Origin of the sequence: Microbacterium sp. AG157, assembly GCF_003385695.1 — a bacterium.
In the GTDB taxonomy this organism is placed as follows: Bacteria; Actinomycetota; Actinomycetes; order Actinomycetales; family Microbacteriaceae; genus Microbacterium; species Microbacterium testaceum.
In genome coordinates, this window is record NZ_QRDK01000004.1 from 286,132 (window position 1) to 303,768 (window position 17,637).

A 17,637-nucleotide genomic window follows, 5' to 3' on the forward strand; every position below is an offset into this window, starting at 1 on the left:
CACATGAGCACCGTCCAGACCCCCGCCGCCACCACCGTCGACCCGACCATGGCCGCCGGCACGGCGCAGTTCCTCTCCCCCGTCGTCATCGGCCTCGAGGCGCTTGTCGTCAACGGCAAGCAGGCGCACTGGCACGTCCGCGGCGCCAACTTCATCGGTGTGCACGAGCTGCTCGACTCGGTGGTCGCGCACGCGCAGGAGTGGGCCGACCTGGCCGCCGAGCGCATCGTGGCCCTGGGTCTTCCCATCGACTCGCGCCTGTCGACGGTCGCCGCAAAGGCGAAGGCCACCGAGGTGCCGGCCGGTTTCGCACAGTCCGACGTGGTCATCCGTGCCGTGATCGCCGACATCGACGCGGTCCTCGTCGACATCGAAGCCGCCATCGAGGGTCTCGACGAGATCGACATGTCGAGCCAGGACGTGGCGATCGAGATCAAGCGCGGCCTCGACAAGGACCGCTGGTTCCTCTTCGCGCACCTCGCCGCGTAAGACATTCCTCGAAGGGGGCGGTGCTTCGGCACCGCCCCCTTCGTCCTTCTCGGGCGTGGATCGTCCTGTCCCGTCCGCCGCCTCGTGGGCCCTGCCGCCCGCCGCGCGCGTGAGGGGTCACTCTCTGTCGCCGAGCGCCGCTCCCTGTGACACATCCCGACCTCTCACGCGAAGCCGAGATGGTGTTTCCGCGCCGCGCGTCAGGCGCCGTGCGTCACACGACCGGCCAGGAGCGTCGCGCGGACGGGCATCGCGCGCAGTCCACGCTCGTCGGCGGTCAGCGGGTCGGCCCCCACGATGACGAGATCGGCGACGGCGCCCGGTGAAATCTCCGCGGGTGCGGTCGATCCACCCGCCGTCGAGGCGGTGATCGCGGTGTCGATGTCGATCCGCTGATGCGGGTGCCACGCGTCGCGTCCGTCGCGCGTGCGGAACACCGCCGAGGCCATCGCGGCCCAGGGATCGAGGGGCGCTACCGGCGCGTCGGAACCGAAGCGGAGGTTGGCGCCGCTGTCGGCCAAGGCCCGCAGCGGATAGGGCTGTGCGGATTGCTCGGCCCAGATGGCATCCGTCATGTCCCGATCGTCGAGCGCGTGCTCGGGCTGCACGCTCGCGGCGACCCCCAGACGGGCGAAGCGAGGAATGTCGGCGTGCGCCACGAGCTGCGCGTGCTCGATGGTGCCCACCGCGCCGGTGAGGGCGTACGCGTCGAGCGCGTGCGCGTTCGCCACGTCGCCGATGGCGTGGATCGCGCATTCCAATCCGGCCGCCGTCGCCCGCGTCATCATCTCGATGAGCTCCTCCGGCGGGACGGTCAGCAACCCGTGGTTGCCGGTGTCGCCCGGATAGTGGTGGGCGCACGCCGCCGTGCGGGTGCCCAGCGAGCCGTCGGTGATCACTTTGAGCGGCCCGACCCGCACGAGACCGTTCGACGAACCCCTCACGGAATCGCCGGTGCGCAGGCCCTCGGCGATGGCCCGGTCCAGATCTTGCGGGTACGTGCCGTACGAGATGCGCAGGGTGTCGAAACCGCGCGCCGCTCGCCGCTGCCAGGGCTCGTCGTTCCAGGTCATGTCGAGGTCGACGAGGCCCACGACCCCGCGTGCCGCGGCCGTGCGGGCCATGCGCTCCACCGCGGCATCGGCGACGGCGGCGTCGACGGCGTTCAAACGGCGCGAGATCTCGAACGCGTCCTCTTCGACGAGCATCCCGGATGCCACGGGCTCGAAACCCTCGCGCCGGAAGGCCGCCGTGTTCATCCACACGCTGTGCACGTCGGCGTTGATCAGGTAGGTCGGGACGCCCGCGGTGGTGGCATCCAGCAGCTCGAGGCTCGGCACGTCGGACCAGAGCCCGTCACGGAATCCGGAACCCACACGGCGGCCGTCGGACTCGGGGGCGAGCGCCATGATCGTTGCGGCGTCGTGGGCGCTCGCCACCTCGCCGAGGGGCACACGATCCGCCGCGAGGGCCCACTGGAGCACGTGCACGTGGTGGTCCCAGAGCCCGGGGAGGAGCCATCCGCCCTCCGCGTCGATCAGGGCACCGGTGGGTCGCAGGTTGCCGGTCGGCGCGATGTCGACGATCCGTCCGTCGGCGATGACGATGTCGACCGGTTCGGACGTCGGGAGGAATTCGCGTCCGGGCCCGGCGACACGCACCGCGCGGACGAACCCGACGTTCTCGCCGATCACGGGCGGACCCGCGCGTCGGCCGCGCGACGCATCTCGGCGGAGAGCTCGTGACGCCCCTCGGCGGTCAGACCCTCGATGATCGTGTCGACGACCTCCGCGGAGCGGTTCTGGCTGAGCTTGCGCTTCGCCGTCACGCGCGTCGGCGTGAGACGGAACCCCACGGTCCCGCGTTCGAGCCTCTCGACGAAGGCGGCGTCGTTGGGCAGGGCGTACAGCCCTCTCGCGTCGTCACCGTGACCCTCGAAATGCTCGACCAGGCGCTCGAGTACCCGCAGATTCTCCTCCGGAGAGAGCAGTTCCGGGATGCCGCTGAGGTGCGCCGCCACGAAATTCCATGTCGGCACGGCCGGGACGTCCCCGTACCATCGCGGCGTGATGTAGCCGTGCGGGCCCTGAACGACGACGAGCAGTTCCCGGTCGCCGAGACCGAGGATCGCGTCGTCGGGCCTGCCGACATGACCCACGATCGTGAGGTCGTCGCGGGTGTCATCGAGCATGACCGCGTAGTGCGACGCGATGAGGCCGTCGTCGGTCTGACTGATGAGGGTCACCCACGGGTTGAGGTCGATGAGACGGCGGATCTCACCGACGTCGGTCATCGCGAAGCTCGGATTCTGACGCACCGGATCAGCCTAGAACGCGCCGCCTCGCGGCTTCGACAGGCTCAGCCGCCTCCGGCCCCGGTCGCCGAGCCCGTCGACGGACCGGAGCCCCGCGCGAACCGCTCGGGTCTCAGACCCTGTCGAAGGGACCGGAACCCACGCACTCACGCCTGGCACTTCGGGCACCAGTACAGCTTGCGCCCGGCGGCCTCCTCCATCACGATCGCCGTTCCGCACACGCGGCAGGGCAGTCCTTCGCGGTGGTAGACCCAGTGCCGGTCGTCTCGATGGGCCATCGCCCGACGGTACGCCTCGGGATCGAGGTCGTCCATGGTCATCATCTGGCCGGTCTCGACGCCGATCGGGAGCAGTCGCGCCCAGTCGCGCCAGAGGCCGCGCACGACCTCTTCCGGCACCTCGCGGCCGGGCGTGTGCGGATTCTGCCGCGCCCGGAACAGCAGTTCGGCGCGGTAGACGTTGCCGATTCCGCTCACGACCGACTGGTCCATGAGCAGCAGGCCGATCGCGGTGGGCTTCTTGCGCACGGTCGCCGTGAACTGCTCCTCGCCCTCGGCGAGATCGTCGACCAACGGGTCGGGTCCGAGTTTGGCGATCGTCGCCGCCACCTCGTCGGGCGTCTGCAGCGCACAGGCCGTGGGTCCACGCAGATCGGCACACGTCGTCTCGGTCAGCAGGCGCAGTCGCACCGCACCGACGATTGGCGGGGGCCACTCGTTCTGCTCCTCGAGCCCCGTCGTCTGCTCCGACATGCGCACCCGAGCGCGCCGCGGGGCGCCGATCGATGTCAGGGAGTTCTCGCCCGCGGCATCCATGATCGGCCCGTCGTCGAGCACGGTGCCGCGCTGATTGGTCTGGCCCATGCGCCCGTTCGCCGAGGCGATCGTGGCGTCGACGACCACCTCGCCCGAGAAGTCCCACGCCCCGTACATGCCGAGGTGCACGCGCAGCCACACGTCGCCGTCGAATCGCAGGAACATCTGCTTCGCGACGGCTCGCACCTCGAGGGCCTCGCGGCCGTCGATCACCTGTGCGCCCTCGACGAAACGCCCCTGCGGACTGGATGCCGAGACTGTGCGGCCCACGATGTTGCGCTCGAACTGGCGCGCGATGCGGTGGACGGAATGCCCTTCGGGCATCAGCCTGCCTCGGGGTCGAACGAGTCGCTGGCGTCGCTCATCGTGTTGCGCGTGTGCCCGGCGCGGGGGTCGGGGAGCAGCACTCCGTCTTGCTCGTACGCGGCGAGCTGGCCGATACGGCGCGCATGGCGCTCTTCGCCCGAGAAGGGGGTGGCGATGAAACGGTCGATGAACGACGCGGCCTCACCGAAGGTGTGCTGGCGCGCACCGATCGAGATGACGTTCGCGTCGTTGTGCTCGCGGGCGAGCTCTGCGGTGGAGATGTTCCAGACGAGCGCGGCGCGCACCCCGAGCACCTTGTTCGCGGCGATCTGCTCGCCGTTGCCCGAACCGCCGAAGACGACACCGAGGGCCTCGACGCCCGCGGCCTGGTCGCGGACGACCGCCTGGGCGGCGCGGATGCAGAACGAGGGGTAGTCGTCGAGGGCGTCGTACTCGATCGGACCGTGGTCGACGACCTCGTGGCCCTGCTCGGCCAGGTGGTGCTGGATCTGGGTGGAGAACTCGAGACCGGCGTGATCGGTGCCGATGTGGATGCGCATGCGGCAAGTCTATTGAGACCGTCCGACATCGCGGGCGGACATGACGACGCCGCCCGCTCCTCGAAAGGAACGGGCGGCGTCGAGGATGGTCAGGGGCGCAGCCCCGCGGCGACGGGCTTGAAACCGGCACGGATGTTCTCGCAGCATCCGGGGCGGCAGACGTCGTACCAGGGACCGAGGTCGGTGAGGTGCGGGCGCTCCGACTTCGGCGTGCCCTTCAGACGCTCTTCCACGAGGTCGATCAGGCCCGAGACGTACGCCGGGTCGATACCCGGGGTCGGCGTGCGCACCGCGCGGATACCGGCCTCATCGGCGGCCTCCATGGCCTCGGTGTCGAGGTCCCAGAGCACCTCCATGTGGTCGCTGACGAACCCGAGCGGAACGATGACGACGGCCTCGGCGCCGCGGCCCGGCAGCTCCGCGATCACGTCGTTGACATCCGGCTCGAGCCAGGGCTGCGTCGGCGGACCCGAACGCGACTGGTAGACCAGCTCCCACTCCACATCGGCGACGGCCGCGGCGACCTCGGCCATGACGAACGCGGCGACGGCCTTGTGCTGCGCCTCGTACGCTCCGCCCTCGCCGAAGTCGACATCACGGGGGCCGGAGCGCTGCGCGTCCGCCGTGGGGATCGAGTGCGTCGAGAACAGCACACGGATCTTCTCGGGCGCGATCCCCTCGGCGACGTACGCCGAAACGGCATCCGTCACTCCACGCACGAACGTGGTGACGAAGCCGGGGTGGTCGAAGAACTGGCGGACCTTGTCGATGGTGACCGTCTCGCCGAGACCGGTGGCCTCGAGCACGCGCGCGTAGTCCTCGCGGTATTGGCGGCAGCTCGAGAACGAGCTGTAGGCGCTCGTGGCGATCGCCAGAAGAGTCGTGTCCCCCGCTGCTGCTGCCTCGGTCACGGCCTCTTCGAGATACGGCGACCAATTGCGGTTGCCCCAGTACACCGGGAGCCCCAGTCCGCGCTTGGCGATCTCGGCCTCCAGGGCCGCTTTGAGCTCGCGGTTGTGCTGATTGATTGGGCTCACCCCGCCGAAGTGGCGGTAGTGGTGCGCGACCTCTTCGAGGCGCTCGTCGGGGATGCCGCGACCGCGCGTGACGTTGCGCAGGAACGGGATGACGTCGTCCTGGCCCTCGGGCCCGCCGAAGCCGGCGAGGAGGATGCCGTCGTACGCCACCGGCGTCTCGACCCACTTGGGCCCGGACGCCGCGGCGGGCGACGCGTAGAGGACGGTCTCGGGGCTGATATCCGTGTCGGTCGTGCTCACGATGACATCCTCCCACCTGCCCGACGAGCCCGGACGCGAGATATCTCGCTACTAGGCTTATACGGTTGTCAGCGACGTCAACCGCGTCACCCGCGACAATTCCACCCAGATCCCCGGGAGTACGCCAGTGCCAGGAGAGAACCTCACCCGCCTCGAAGCGCAGGAGCGCCGCGCGATCGTCGACACGCACTCCTACGACGTGCAGCTCGACCTCACCCGCGGAGACGAGACCTTCTCCTCGCGGACCGTCGTGTCCTTCGCCTCCACCGAGGGGTCCTCGACCTTCATCGACCTCATCGCACGGACAGTGCACTCGGTGACGCTCAACGGTCGCTCGCTCGATCCCGCCGCGGTCTTCGCCGACTCGCGTATCGCGCTCGACGACCTGGCCGCGCAGAACGAGCTCGTCGTCGAGGCCGACTGCGAGTACACCAACACCGGTGAGGGCTTGCACCGCTTCGTCGACCCCGTCGACGGCGAGGTCTATCTCTACTCGCAGTTCGAGGTGCCCGACTCGCGCCGCATGTACACGGTGTTCGAGCAGCCCGATCTCAAGGCCGAATTCACCTTCTCGGTCACGGCGCCCGCTCGGTGGAAGGTCGTCTCCAACTCCCCCACCCCGGAGCCGGTTCCCGTGACCGACGACACCGCCCGCTGGGATTTCCCCGCGACCCCGCGCATCTCCTCGTACATCACGGCTCTCGTCGCCGGCCCCTACGAAGCCACCTACAGCGAGCTGACCAGCGCCGACGGCCGCGTCATCCCGCTCGGTGTGTTCGCTCGCAAGAGCCTCTGGCAGTACCTCGATGCCGACTACGTCTTCGAGAAGACCCGTCAGGGCTTCGCGTACTTCGAGGAGAAGTTCGGTTTCCCGTACCCCTTCGCCAAGTACGACCAGCTCTTCGTCCCCGAGTTCAACGCGGGCGCCATGGAGAACGCGGGTGCGGTGACCTTCACCGAGACGTACGTCTTCCGCAGCAAGGTGACCGACGCCGTCAAGGAACGCCGCGTCGTCACGATCCTGCACGAGCTGGCCCACATGTGGTTCGGCGACCTCGTCACGATGAAGTGGTGGAACGACCTCTGGCTGAACGAATCGTTCGCCGAGTGGGCGTCGACCATCGCGACCGCCGAAGCCACCGAGTGGGAGGCCGCCTGGACGACCTTCAACGCGATGGAGAAGACCTGGGCCTACCGTCAGGACCAGTTGCCCTCGACCCACCCGGTCGTCGCCGAGATCAACGATCTCGAAGACGTGCAGGTCAACTTCGACGGCATCACCTACGCCAAGGGCGGCTCGGTGCTCAAGCAGCTCGCCGCCTGGGTGGGCATCGAGCAGTTCTTCGCCGGTGTCGCGGCGTACTTCCAGAAGCACCAGTGGTCGAACACCGAGGTCGGCGACCTGCTCGTCGAGCTCGAGGCCACCAGCGGTCGCGACCTGGGCGACTGGGCCAAGAAGTGGCTCGAGACCGCCGGCGTCAACACCCTGACCCCGCTCATCGAAGAAGGCGCCGACGGAACGATCACGCGCTTCGCCATCGTGCAGACCGCTCCGGCCGACTACCCCACCATCCGACCGCACCGCCTGGGTGTCGGCTTCTACTCGCTGAACGATGCGGGCGCCCTCGAGCGCGTGCACCGCGTCGAGATCGACGTCGACGGCGACCGTACCGAGGTCGCTGAGCTCCGTGGCATCCGTCGTCCCGACCTCGTCCTGCTCAACGACGACGACCTCGCGTACGCGAAGATCCGCCTCGACGAGCGTTCGCTTGCCACGGCCATCGCGCACCTGAAGGACATCTCCGACCCCCTCGCGCGCTCGCTCGTCTGGGGTGCGGCGTGGGATCAGACGCGGGATGCCGAGGCCTCCGCGACCGATTACCTCGACCTCGTCCTGCAGAACATCGGCTCCGAGACCGAGTCGACCACCGTGCGCACGACCCTCGGTCAGCTGCAGCTCGCGGCGAACTCGTACGTCGCCCCGGCGAATCGCGAGGCCGCGCGCGAGCGCGTCGCCGACGGACTCTGGGCGCTCGCGCAGTCGGCGGAGGCCGGCAGCGACAGCCAGCTGCAGTTCGTCACGGCCTTCGCCTCGGCTGCCGCGACCCCGGCGCACGCAGAGACGGTCCGGGCCCTGCGCGACGGCGACGCGACGCTCGAGGGGCTCGAGATCGACACCGACCTGTCGTGGCAGCTGCTGGTCTCGCTCGCCTCCGCTGGTGTGGTCACCGCCGTGGACATCGACGAAGCCCGCGCGGCCGACAACACCGCCAAGGGCGGCGAGTTCGCGGCCATGGCCAAGGCGTCGCTGCCCTCGCACGCGGCGAAGCAGGAGGCATGGGACTCGCTCATCGAGCGCACCGACGCCCCCAACACGATCGTTCGCTCGACGGCCGCCGGCTTCACGAACCCGGCGACGGTCGATGTGCTCGCCGATTTCGTCGAGCCGTACTTCGCGATGCTGCTGCCCATCTGGGAGTCGCGCAGCTACCAGATCGCGAACTACCTGATCGTCGGGCTGTACCCGGCCGCGCTGGCGAACACGGCGCTGCGTGACGCGACACGCGCATGGCTGTCGCAGAACGCCGACGCCGCGCCCGCGCTGCGTCGCCTCGTCGGTGAGAACCTCGCCGGTGTCGAGCGCGCGCTGGCCGTGCAGGAGCGCGACGCAGCCTGAGCGTCCGCCCCGATCGAATGCCCTCTCCCTCCGGGGAGGGGGCATTCGTCGTTCTCGGGATCATCCTCGCGACGGCGCGAGTCATCCTTTCGAGGGACGCGGCGACTGAGGCGTGCTTCATAGCGTGGAGGCATGATCGTTGCAGAGAACCTCACCAAGCGTTACGGCGACAAGACCGCCGTCGACGGCGTCTCGTTCACGGTGGCCCCGGGACGGGTGACCGGCTTCCTCGGGCCGAACGGCGCGGGCAAGTCGACGACGATGCGCATGATCGTGGGCCTCGACCGACCCACGGCGGGACGCGTCACCGTCGGAGGCCAGGACTACCGCCGGCTTCGCTCGCCTCTCACCGAGGTCGGGGTGCTGCTGGATGCCAAAGCCATCCACACCGGCCGATCGGCGCGCAACCATCTCCGCGCCATGGCCGCCACACACGGAATCGGCGCGCAGCGGGTCGACGAGGTCATCGAACTCACCGGCATCGGTGCCGTCGCCGGAAAGCGTGCCGGTGGCTTCTCGCTCGGCATGGGCCAGCGGCTCGGGATCGCGGCGGCCCTGCTCGGCGACCCGCACACGCTCATCCTCGACGAGCCGGTCAACGGCCTCGACCCCGAGGGAGTGCGCTGGGTGCGCCAGTTCGTCCGGCACCTCGCCGGCGAAGGGCGCACCGTGCTGTTGTCGAGCCACCTGATGAGCGAGATGTCGCAGACCGCGGACCACGTGATCGTCCTCGGTCGGGGCCGCGTGCTCGCCGACGCCCCTCTTCCGGAGCTCGTGCGCACCTGGACCACGACCACGCTGCTGGTGCGCTCCCCCCGCCTCTCTGATCTCGTCACCGCCCTTGAGATCCCGGATGCCACCATCTCCGCCGTCGAGCCCGGAGCGGCCCAGATCACCGGGATCACCCCCGAGACCGTCGGCGACATCGCCGCAGCTCATGGCATCCCCCTCTACGAACTCAGCCCACGGGTGGGTTCCCTCGAGGACGCCTACCTCGCCCTGACCGACGACTCCGTCGAGTACAAGACCAAGGAGATCGCATGACCGCCCTCACCGCCGCGCCCCGCCGGGCGACGCACACCGATACCCACCGACTGAGCTTCGCGCACCTGCTGAAGAGCGAGACGATCAAGATCCTCACGCTCCGCTCGACCTGGTGGTCTCTCGGGGTCACCGCGGCGCTGTCGGTCGGGATCTCGCTCTTGATCGCTCTGGCGACCAGCGGTCACAACGCCGGCATGGCGCCCACGACCATCATCCTGGCGCCCACCCAGTTCACGATGCTCGTCGCCGGCATCCTGGGTGCGATCGTGGTGACCGGGGAGTACTCCACCGGCATGATCCGCTCCACGCTCACCGCCGAACCGCGCCGCGGCGCGGTGCTGCTCGCGAAGGCGATCGTGGTGGCGCTCACGATGATGGTGACCACGGTCGTCATCTACGCCGTCGCGATCGCAGCCACTGCTCCTCTGCTGGGCACGAGCGTCGATTGGTCGACGCCGGCCGACTCCGTCGTACCGCTGGCGCTCGGCGTGGTCTCGATGGCCTGCTTCACCCTGATGGGTGTCGGGTTCGGCTTCCTGCTGCGCAGCGGCGCCGGCGCGATCGCCGTGACGGTCGGCGTTCTCTTCGTTCTGCCGATCATGCTCAGCCTGTTCTCGATCGCCGGCCCGGAGTGGATGTGGGTCGTCGAGTCCGGCAGGTACCTTCCGGTCAGTGCGGCGGGGTCCCTGACACAGCCCGGAGTGGAAGACGTCCTCGAGCCCGCCGTGACGATGGCCGGGTGGGTCGTCGGTCCCCTCGTCCTGGGATGGGCGGCCCTGCGCTCGCGCGACGCGTGACACTTCTTCCTCACGGATGCCTCGACGCTCAGCCAGCGCCGAGGCATCCGTCGTTAGTCTGAATCCGATGTTCGTTCTCGCCGAAAATCCCTCCCCCTCGCCCTCGATCACGTCGCCGAGCGACCTCACCAACCCCGATACGTGGGGCTGGATCGGCGGACAGCTGCTGAGCCTCGGCGGCACACTGCTGCAGATCCTCGGAATCGTCGTGGGCGTCGCCGTCGCCGCGTGGATCCTTCGTGTGATCATCCGCCGCGTCGTCGACCGCATCGTCAACGGTGCGAAGAGCAAGGCCCGCGTCGACGACACCCAAGCGCTCGACCGTTCGCCGCTGAGCGCCGTGCGCCTCGTGCAGCGCACGCGCACCCTGGGGACGATCCTGCAGAACATCGTCAACGTCATCCTCGTGATCGTGGCGCTCGTGTGGGTCGCCAGCATCGTCGCCCCCGATGCCCTCGCCTCCCTGACTCTCCTCACGGCGGCGATCGGCGCGGGTCTCGGCTTCGGCGCGCAGAACATCGTCAAAGACGTGCTGAACGGTATCTTCATCGTCGCCGAAGACCAGATCGGCATCGGCGACGTCGTCGACCTGGGCCTCGCGACGGGCATCGTCGAGTTCGTCAGCGTCCGCATCACCCACGTCCGCGACGTCAACGGCACGCTCTGGTACGTCCGCAACGGCGAGATCACCCGCATCGGCAACATGTCGCAGGGCTGGTCTCGCGTCATCATCGACCTCGCCGTGCCCGTGGATGCCGACATCGACGATGTCGAGAAGGCCATGCTCACCGCGGCGAAGACGATGGCGAAAGAGACGAAGTGGCGCTCGCGCATCATCGAGCAACCCGAGATCTGGGGTCTCGAGTCGATCAGCGGCGACGCCCTCGTCATCCGGCTCGTCATGAAGACGCGCTCGAGCGCGAAAGACGACGTGGCCCGTGAGCTCCGAGCGCGACTGAAGAAGGCGATCGACGCGATGGGCATCGCTCTCCCGCAGCTGAACTCCATCGTGCTGACGGGCGCCGAGGGTGCGCAGAGCGTTCGCGGGGCGCACCCGCCCAAGACCAAGGAGACCCAGGTCGCCGTCGGTTCCGGCCGCCCGATCTGGCGGCCGCGGCGCAACAGGCTCGACGTGTCCGAGACGGTCGAGGACCACACCACCGACGCCCCCGCGCCGAAGGTCACCAAGAAGCCCGTCCGCGATGACACTCCCACCGCCGTCGTCGATCTTCCCGCGGCTCCGGGCGCCGCTCAGCCCAAGCCCACGCCCCCCGCTGTGCGCGCCGACGACAAGGACGACTCATGACCGAGCCCGTCAGCTTCTACGACCAGGTGGGCGGCATGGACACGTTCCGCCGGTTGGTCGACGCGTTCTACCGGGGGGTCGCCTCCGACGACGTGCTCAAGCCGATGTATCCCGAGGAAGACCTCGGCCCGGCCGCCGAGCGCCTGACGCTGTTCCTCGCGCAGTACTGGGGCGGCCCGACCACCTATGGCGAGACGCGCGGGCACCCGCGCCTGCGCATGCGCCACATGCCGTTCCACGTCGACCCCGATGCCCGCGATCGGTGGTTGCGCCACATGCGCGCAGCCGTCGACGAGATCGCGCTGCCGCCCGCCTTCGAGGCACCCCTGTGGGACTACCTCGAGCGGGCGGCCTACGCGATGGTCAATACGTTCGAAGCCCGCGGGATCGGACCGCAGCAGGGCGGACGCTCCGAGGACGGTCTCCCGATCCGCGCGAGCGACTGATCACCGACCGAGGAAGTCGCCGAATCCGGGGATGTCGAGGTTCGACAGTCCTTCACCGAACCCGCTGAGGTGCTCCCCCGCCCCCGATACGGCATCCTGGGCGCCTCCGGCCCACTCACCGATGCCCGTCCCCTCCGCGAGCGACGCGAGATCGACCCCGGATGCCATCGCCTCCAGGTCGACGCCCTCCGCGAGTCCCGCGAAGTCGACGCCCAGCTGTCCGGCTTGCGCGAGCAGGGGGCCGGCGACGGCGCTGACGATAGCGCCGCCCGCTACCGCGGCGAGCAGTCCCCCGGCGCCCACCACGCCGGCGCCGACGAGTCCGCCGCGTCCCGCCTTTGCCAACAACCCCGACATGCGACCGGGGCGTGCAGCCTCCGCGCGTGCAGCGGTGCGCGCGAGGTCATCCGCGGTGTCGGTACGAGGACGCTCGTGCGGGGCCAGGTCGGCATCCATCCGCTCCTTCACGTGCGCGCGTTGCGCCGGTGTGAGCCGGGCGAATGCCTCGCGGTGCATCTGCTCGACCCGGTCGGGGTCGGCGGTGCGCAGAAGGTAGTCGTAGCGGGCGATCGCGGCGCGATCGTCGGTCGTCAGTGACGATGACGCACCGGATGCCGCGGGCGGGACGTACCGACCGTTCGATGCGGGCGGCATGGAGCCGCGCGACGCGGCAGGCGGAGTCTCGACGCGGCGATCGCCCGTCACGGCGTCCGCGGCGGAGCGGACCATGTCGCGCCAGTCCTTGCCCCCGGACGGGTTCGAGGTCCGCTGAGACGACGCGGCCTTGCCGGCGGCTTTGGTGGCCAGATCGAACAGGCGGGAGAACGAGACCATGAAGGTACCTCTCGACGGGCGGCACGCGGCCGCGACGTCAAGGTCTCCTCCGCCCCTTCGGGCCGACGTACCCGGAGTCCAACCGTGGACTCGTGATGACGGATATGCCGCGTCGGGAGTACTCCCCTTGCTGCCTTCAGCGTAAAGAGGCCACCTGTGCGCTTGCTGGATCAGCTCCCGGTGGTGCGCACGGCGGTGAGCCCCGAGCGCACCGGCCCTCGGACGAGCACGTGGCCGCGCGCGAGGCTCACGCGTGTCCACGCGCCGCTCCTGCGCACAGGTGCAATCTCCGACCCGGCGATGAAGCCGAGGGCGAAAGCCGCGAAGGCGGTTCCGAGCGGCAGACCACCCAAGGCGTCGTCGGGCTGGCCCCACACCTGCGCGCGGACGAGCCGCACGACGTCCTCGCCCGCGTCGGTGGGAAGAGCGTCGGCGACCGCGGCGACCCCGTACTGGGCTCGAGAGGCCAGGACGGCCGCGTCGATGGCATCCGTCTGCTCCCATCCCCCGCGCGGGGGTGAGATGCCCGCCCAGGCGGGAGACGTCGCCGTGGCGGGGAGCGCGACAGCGGACGCGTCGTCGGGAGCGGGAAGGAGCGCAGAAGCATCGACGACCAGATCGCACTCGAGGTCGGGGTCGATCGCCGACACCCGCAGCCCCAGGACCGTCGGGGTCGCGTCGAGCAACCCGCGCGGAGCGAGCGGGGCCGCGGTCGCGACGAGCACTCCCCCGTCCGCGCGCAGTCGCACGGTGCCGTCGCCGAGGCGGATCGTTCGGGCGGCGAAAGTGAGCAGGTCGGCTGCCGCCTGCGGGTCGGGAAACAACAGGCGCGCGGACACCCGCCCTAAACTATCAAGCGGTGCGGGTTCGTCGTGCCGGAACGGGAGTCCGTGTGTCCGAAGCCATCGATCCCGTGGCGTCCCTGCTCTCCGTGCTCGATCTGCGCGACGCTGGAGCGCGCACGACCGAGGACATCTTCACGGGGGTGTCGCAGCCTATGCCGACCGGCCGCGTCTACGGCGGTCAGGTGCTTGCTCAGACCATCGTGGCAGCTTCGCGCACCCTCCCGCCCGAGCGCTCCGTGCACTCGATGCACGGGTACTTTCTGCGCCCCGGCGATCCGGCCGACGGCATCACCTTCTCGGTCGATCGCATCCACGACGGCCGGTCGTTCTCGACCCGCCGCACGCAAGCGTTCCAGTCCGGCGTGCCGATCTTCTCGATGATCGCGTCGTTCCAGGACGAGGACCCGGGTCTCGAGCACTTCGAACCGATGCCCGACGGCATCCCACAGCCCGAGGACGCCCCCGTGCTCGACGTCGAAGCGCTGCATCCGATCAGTCGGCGGATCTTCTCCGAGAGCCCGGTCGACGTCCGCCACGTGACCTCGCCCCTGTACGCCTCGGTCGAGGGTCCGCACGTTCCACGTCAGGCCGTGTGGATGCGGCTGCGTCGTCCGATCACCGACGACCCGGCGGTACACCGCGCCGCCCTCGCCTACCTCAGCGACCTCACGATCCAGGAGTCGATCATGCGCGCGCACGGCGTCGCCTGGAACGCCGCCGGGCTCAAGGTCGCCAGCCTCGACCACGCCATGTGGTGGCATCGTCCCGGCCGTGTCGACGACTGGCTCCTGTACGTGCAGGAGTCACCCAACGCGCGCGGCGGCCGCGGTCTCGCCACGGGCCGGATCTACGCGCGCGACGGCGCCCTCCTCGCCAGCGTCGCGCAGGAGGTCATGGTGCGCGTCCCTCGCGACTGATCCGGGATGCCGCGGTCCCGGCGCGTCTGCTCGAGGGTGCGGGCACGGTCCGGGGTCGACGATCGGTGGGACGGCACCGGGTCGTGTTGCGGGCGGTGTGCAGATCGCGGAGCGGAGCCGGCGCCCCGTGTCAGCCGCGCGACGAACGGCGGCGGTACTCGATCGGGTCGCCGATGTACGGGGCCCAGGCGGTGCGCTCCGCCTCGGTCCATCGCGTCGGCCGTCCGGTCGCCGTGTCGACGAGCACGGTGACCGCGGTCGCGCGCGCATACAGAACGGGCTCGGCGTCTCCGACGGGAGAGTAGACCTCGTAACAGATGTCGGCGCTGGATCCGCCCATGGCTCCGATCCACATCCGCACGTCGAGGGGACGCTGGGTGTAGGGAACCGGGCGCAGGTACTCGATCTCCTGCCGCGCGATGAGCGTGGCACGGTCGCCCCCGCTGTCGAGCACGTCCATGTCGAAGACTGCTGTCGGGAGCGGTTCTCCCTCGCCGTCGCTGAACCAGAACGCGCGCAGACGAGCCTCTTCGAGGAGCTTCAGCATCGACGTGTTGTTGACGTGCCCGAGTGCGTCGAGATCGCCCCACCGGAGGTGGATCGGCACGTGTACCCGCGAGGGACCGGCGGATGCCGGGCCCTCGCGGGGGGTGCTCGCGGCGGAGTTCTCAGTCACGCGTGAGCTTGCGGTAGGACGACCGCGACGGGTTGGCGGCATCGGCGCCGAGGCGCTCGATCTTATTCGCCTCGTACGCTTCGAAGTTGCCCTCGAACCAGTGCCACTGGTCGGGATGCTCGTCCGTGCCCTCGTAGGCGAGGATGTGCGTCGCGATGCGGTCGAGGAACCACCGGTCGTGAGTGATCACCACGGCGCAACCGGGGAACTCGAGCAGCGCGTTCTCGAGCGAGCTCAGCGTCTCGACGTCGAGGTCGTTCGTCGGCTCGTCGAGGAGCAGCAGGTTGCCGCCCTCTTTGAGCGTCAGGGCCAGGTTGAGGCGGTTGCGCTCACCGCCGGAGAGCACGCCCGCCTTCTTCTGCTGGTCGGGGCCCTTGAAACCGAACTTCGACACATACGCACGCGAGGGGATCTCGGTCTTGCCGACGGTGATGATGTCGAGACCGTCCGACACGACCTCCCACAGCGTCTTCTCGGGGTCGATGTTGGCGCGGGACTGGTCGACGTAGCTGATCTTGACGGTCTCGCCGATCTTGAGCGAACCACCGTCGAGCGGCTCGAGGCCGACGATGGTCTTGAAGAGCGTGGTCTTACCCACACCGTTGGGGCCGATGACCCCGACGATACCGTTGGGAGGCAGGTTGAAGCTCAGGTTGCTGATGAGCGAGCGGTCGCCGAAGCTCTTCTCGAGCTTCTTCGCGTCGATCACGATGCTGCCCAGGCGGGGGCCCGCGGGGATCTGGATCTCGTCGAAGTCCAACTTGCGCGTGCGCTCGGCCTCGGCGGCCATCTCTTCGTAGCGGGCGAGGCGCGCCTTCGACTTGACCTGGCGGCCCTTCGCGTTCGAACGGACCCACTCGAGCTCTTCCTTGAGGCGCTTGGCGAGCTTCGCGTCCTTCTTGCCCTGGACGTCGAGACGCTGGCCCTTCTTCTCGAGGTAGGTCGAGTAGTTGCCCTCGTAGGGATACAGGTGACCGCGGTCGACCTCGGCGATCCACTCCGCGACGTTGTCGAGGAAGTAGCGGTCGTGGGTGATCGCGATGACGGCGCCCTTATAGGCCTTCAGGTGCTGCTCGAGCCAGAGCACGCTCTCGGCGTCGAGGTGGTTGGTGGGCTCGTCGAGGAGCAGCAGATCGGGCTTCTGCAGCAGCAGCTTCGCCAGTGCGACGCGACGACGCTCACCGCCGGAGAGCGGGACGACCGAGGCGTCGGCGGGCGGGGTGCGCAGGGCGTCCATCGCCTGGGCGAGCTGCGAGTCGAGGTCCCAGCCGTCGGCCGCGTCGATCTCTTCCTGCAGCGTTCCCATCTCGGCCAGGAGCGCGTCGAAGTCGGCGTCAGGATCGGCCATCAGGGCGGAGATCTCGTTGAAGCGGTCGAGCTTGGGCTTGATCGCCACGCCGTCCTGGATGTTCTCCAGCACGGTCTTGGTGTCGTCGAGCTCGGGTTCCTGCATGAGGATGCCGACGGTGAAGCCCGGGCTCAGCCGCGCCTCACCGTTGGACGGGACGTCGAGCCCGGCCATGATCTTCAGGATCGTCGACTTACCCGCACCGTTCGGCCCGACCATGCCGATCTTGGCACCGGGCAGGAACGACATGGTGACGTCGTCGAGAATCAGCTTGTCGCCCACAGACTTTCGGGCGCGGACCATGGAGTAGATGTATTCCGCCATAACCCGTCCAGTCTAGGGGCGGTGGAGCGGTCCGCCGACGAGACGTCGGCGCGGGTTCACCAGTCGATCGCTCGGGTCTGACCGATCAGGCACCCTCCGGACGACAGACCCGGCAGCACCGCGGTGACGGGATTGCCGATGGAGGGACCGACCTGGCCGACGAGGCATTGATCGCCGATGCGGACGGAGAACTCGATGCTCTCCGCCGGATTGTCGACGGTGGTCTGATCGGCGGTCACCTGCATCGCGGCCTTGTCGAAGCCCGCCGCCGTCAGGGCGTCGATGTAGGCACGCCCGGCGACCTGGTTCGGTCCCGACCAGACTCCGTCGACGACCGTGGTGAAGAACGGCAGGTTCTCGGCGGCCGACCCTCCCGGGATCAGCGCCGGCGCCGCGGGGGTCGTCGGCGCCGACGACGGAGTGTCGGTCGCTGACGCTGACGGCTCCGTCGTCTCGACGGGCGCGGGGGTGGGCAACGGGCCGGTGCACCCGGCGAGGCCCAGCGCCGCGACGAGGGTCAGGGCGGCGAGGGGACGACCGAGGAGGCGAGACACGCGAACGAGTCTACGGACCCTCCCGCGTCGCCCCTGTCCGCCGCACGCGGACGCGCGCCGACTCGACCCCCACGCCGACTCGACCCCCGCGCCGCCTCGACGACCGCC

17 protein-coding genes are annotated in these 17,637 nt (G+C 69.4%); 7 read left to right on the forward strand and 10 right to left on the reverse strand.

Going from position 1 to position 17,637, the window contains the following annotated elements; genetic code table 11:
- The first annotated feature begins 3 nt into the window (after nucleotides 1-3).
- Complete coding sequence (locus DEU35_RS14135; protein ID WP_056231037.1) at nucleotides 4-489, forward strand: Dps family protein; 486 nt, start codon at nucleotides 4-6, stop codon at nucleotides 487-489.
- Between the two features lie 200 nt (nucleotides 490-689).
- On the opposite strand, the gene DEU35_RS14140 is transcribed toward DEU35_RS14135, so the two are convergent.
- From DEU35_RS14140 to DEU35_RS14160, 5 genes are all read right to left on the reverse strand, one after another.
- Nucleotides 690-2,183, reverse strand: a complete 1,494-nt coding sequence (locus tag DEU35_RS14140; protein WP_116239878.1) for an amidohydrolase — start codon at nucleotides 2,181-2,183, stop codon at nucleotides 690-692.
- On the reverse strand, nucleotides 2,180-2,806 hold the full coding sequence (locus tag DEU35_RS14145; RefSeq protein ID WP_180993456.1) for an FMN-binding negative transcriptional regulator: 627 nt from the start codon (nucleotides 2,804-2,806) through the stop codon (nucleotides 2,180-2,182). The genes DEU35_RS14140 and DEU35_RS14145 overlap by 4 nt, the downstream gene beginning before the upstream one ends.
- Before the next feature lie 143 nt (nucleotides 2,807-2,949).
- Complete coding sequence (locus DEU35_RS14150; RefSeq protein ID WP_116239879.1) at nucleotides 2,950-3,942, reverse strand: Fpg/Nei family DNA glycosylase; 993 nt, start codon at nucleotides 3,940-3,942, stop codon at nucleotides 2,950-2,952.
- Nucleotides 3,942-4,484: a ribose-5-phosphate isomerase gene (locus tag DEU35_RS14155; RefSeq protein ID WP_103209067.1), complete on the reverse strand. Its 543-nt coding sequence runs from the start codon at nucleotides 4,482-4,484 to the stop codon at nucleotides 3,942-3,944. Before DEU35_RS14155 ends, DEU35_RS14150 begins: the two co-directional genes overlap by 1 nt.
- A gap of 89 nt (nucleotides 4,485-4,573) precedes the next feature.
- Nucleotides 4,574-5,761, reverse strand: coding sequence for a ferrochelatase (locus DEU35_RS14160; RefSeq protein WP_116239880.1), 1,188 nt, complete (start codon nucleotides 5,759-5,761; stop codon nucleotides 4,574-4,576).
- Between the two features lie 127 nt (nucleotides 5,762-5,888).
- Between DEU35_RS14160 and pepN the strand changes: the two genes are divergently transcribed.
- The 5 genes from pepN to DEU35_RS14185 all read left to right on the forward strand — a co-directional run bounded on the left by pepN (nucleotide 5,889) and on the right by DEU35_RS14185 (nucleotide 12,031).
- On the forward strand, nucleotides 5,889-8,438 hold the full coding sequence (gene pepN / locus DEU35_RS14165) for an aminopeptidase N (protein WP_116239881.1): 2,550 nt from the start codon (nucleotides 5,889-5,891) through the stop codon (nucleotides 8,436-8,438).
- Nucleotides 8,439-8,570: 132 nt separating this feature from the next.
- Nucleotides 8,571-9,482 carry an ABC transporter ATP-binding protein gene (locus tag DEU35_RS14170; protein ID WP_103209060.1) on the forward strand — a complete coding sequence of 304 codons (912 nt, stop codon included), beginning with the start codon at nucleotides 8,571-8,573 and terminating at the stop codon, nucleotides 9,480-9,482.
- Entirely contained in the window at nucleotides 9,479-10,279 is an 801-nt protein-coding gene (locus DEU35_RS14175) for an ABC transporter permease subunit (protein ID WP_116239882.1), read from the forward strand. Before DEU35_RS14170 ends, DEU35_RS14175 begins: the two co-directional genes overlap by 4 nt.
- Before the next feature lie 67 nt (nucleotides 10,280-10,346).
- Nucleotides 10,347-11,585, forward strand: coding sequence for a mechanosensitive ion channel family protein (locus DEU35_RS14180; RefSeq protein WP_116239883.1), 1,239 nt, complete (start codon nucleotides 10,347-10,349; stop codon nucleotides 11,583-11,585).
- Entirely contained in the window at nucleotides 11,582-12,031 is a 450-nt protein-coding gene (locus tag DEU35_RS14185) for a globin (RefSeq protein WP_103209051.1), read from the forward strand. Before DEU35_RS14180 ends, DEU35_RS14185 begins: the two co-directional genes overlap by 4 nt.
- On the opposite strand, the gene DEU35_RS14190 is transcribed toward DEU35_RS14185, so the two are convergent.
- Nucleotides 12,032-12,865 carry a cation-transporting ATPase gene (locus tag DEU35_RS14190; protein ID WP_116239884.1) on the reverse strand — a complete coding sequence of 278 codons (834 nt, stop codon included), beginning with the start codon at nucleotides 12,863-12,865 and terminating at the stop codon, nucleotides 12,032-12,034. It abuts the gene before it with no gap.
- 170 nt (nucleotides 12,866-13,035) lie between these two features.
- Entirely contained in the window at nucleotides 13,036-13,704 is a 669-nt protein-coding gene (locus DEU35_RS14195; RefSeq protein ID WP_116239885.1) for a hypothetical protein, read from the reverse strand.
- 53 nt (nucleotides 13,705-13,757) lie between these two features.
- Between DEU35_RS14195 and DEU35_RS14200 the strand changes: the two genes are divergently transcribed.
- Nucleotides 13,758-14,627 carry an acyl-CoA thioesterase II gene (locus tag DEU35_RS14200; RefSeq protein WP_180993455.1) on the forward strand — a complete coding sequence of 290 codons (870 nt, stop codon included), beginning with the start codon at nucleotides 13,758-13,760 and terminating at the stop codon, nucleotides 14,625-14,627.
- A gap of 130 nt (nucleotides 14,628-14,757) precedes the next feature.
- Here DEU35_RS14200 and DEU35_RS14205 read toward each other — a convergent pair whose 3' ends face one another.
- Genes DEU35_RS14205 through DEU35_RS17240 form a run of 3 tightly spaced genes read right to left on the reverse strand, consistent with a single transcriptional unit; the run spans nucleotide 14,758 to nucleotide 17,529 of the window.
- Nucleotides 14,758-15,303, reverse strand: coding sequence for a thioesterase family protein (locus DEU35_RS14205; RefSeq protein WP_116239886.1), 546 nt, complete (start codon nucleotides 15,301-15,303; stop codon nucleotides 14,758-14,760).
- Nucleotides 15,296-16,975: an energy-dependent translational throttle protein EttA gene (gene ettA / locus DEU35_RS14210; RefSeq protein ID WP_103209039.1), complete on the reverse strand. Its 1,680-nt coding sequence runs from the start codon at nucleotides 16,973-16,975 to the stop codon at nucleotides 15,296-15,298. The genes DEU35_RS14205 and ettA overlap by 8 nt, the downstream gene beginning before the upstream one ends.
- 56 nt (nucleotides 16,976-17,031) lie before the next feature.
- The gene (locus DEU35_RS17240; protein ID WP_181904658.1) at nucleotides 17,032-17,529 is read right to left on the reverse strand and encodes a DUF6993 domain-containing protein; all 498 of its coding nucleotides are present in this window, start codon (nucleotides 17,527-17,529) and stop codon (nucleotides 17,032-17,034) included.
- Nucleotides 17,530-17,637 lie beyond the last annotated feature (108 nt).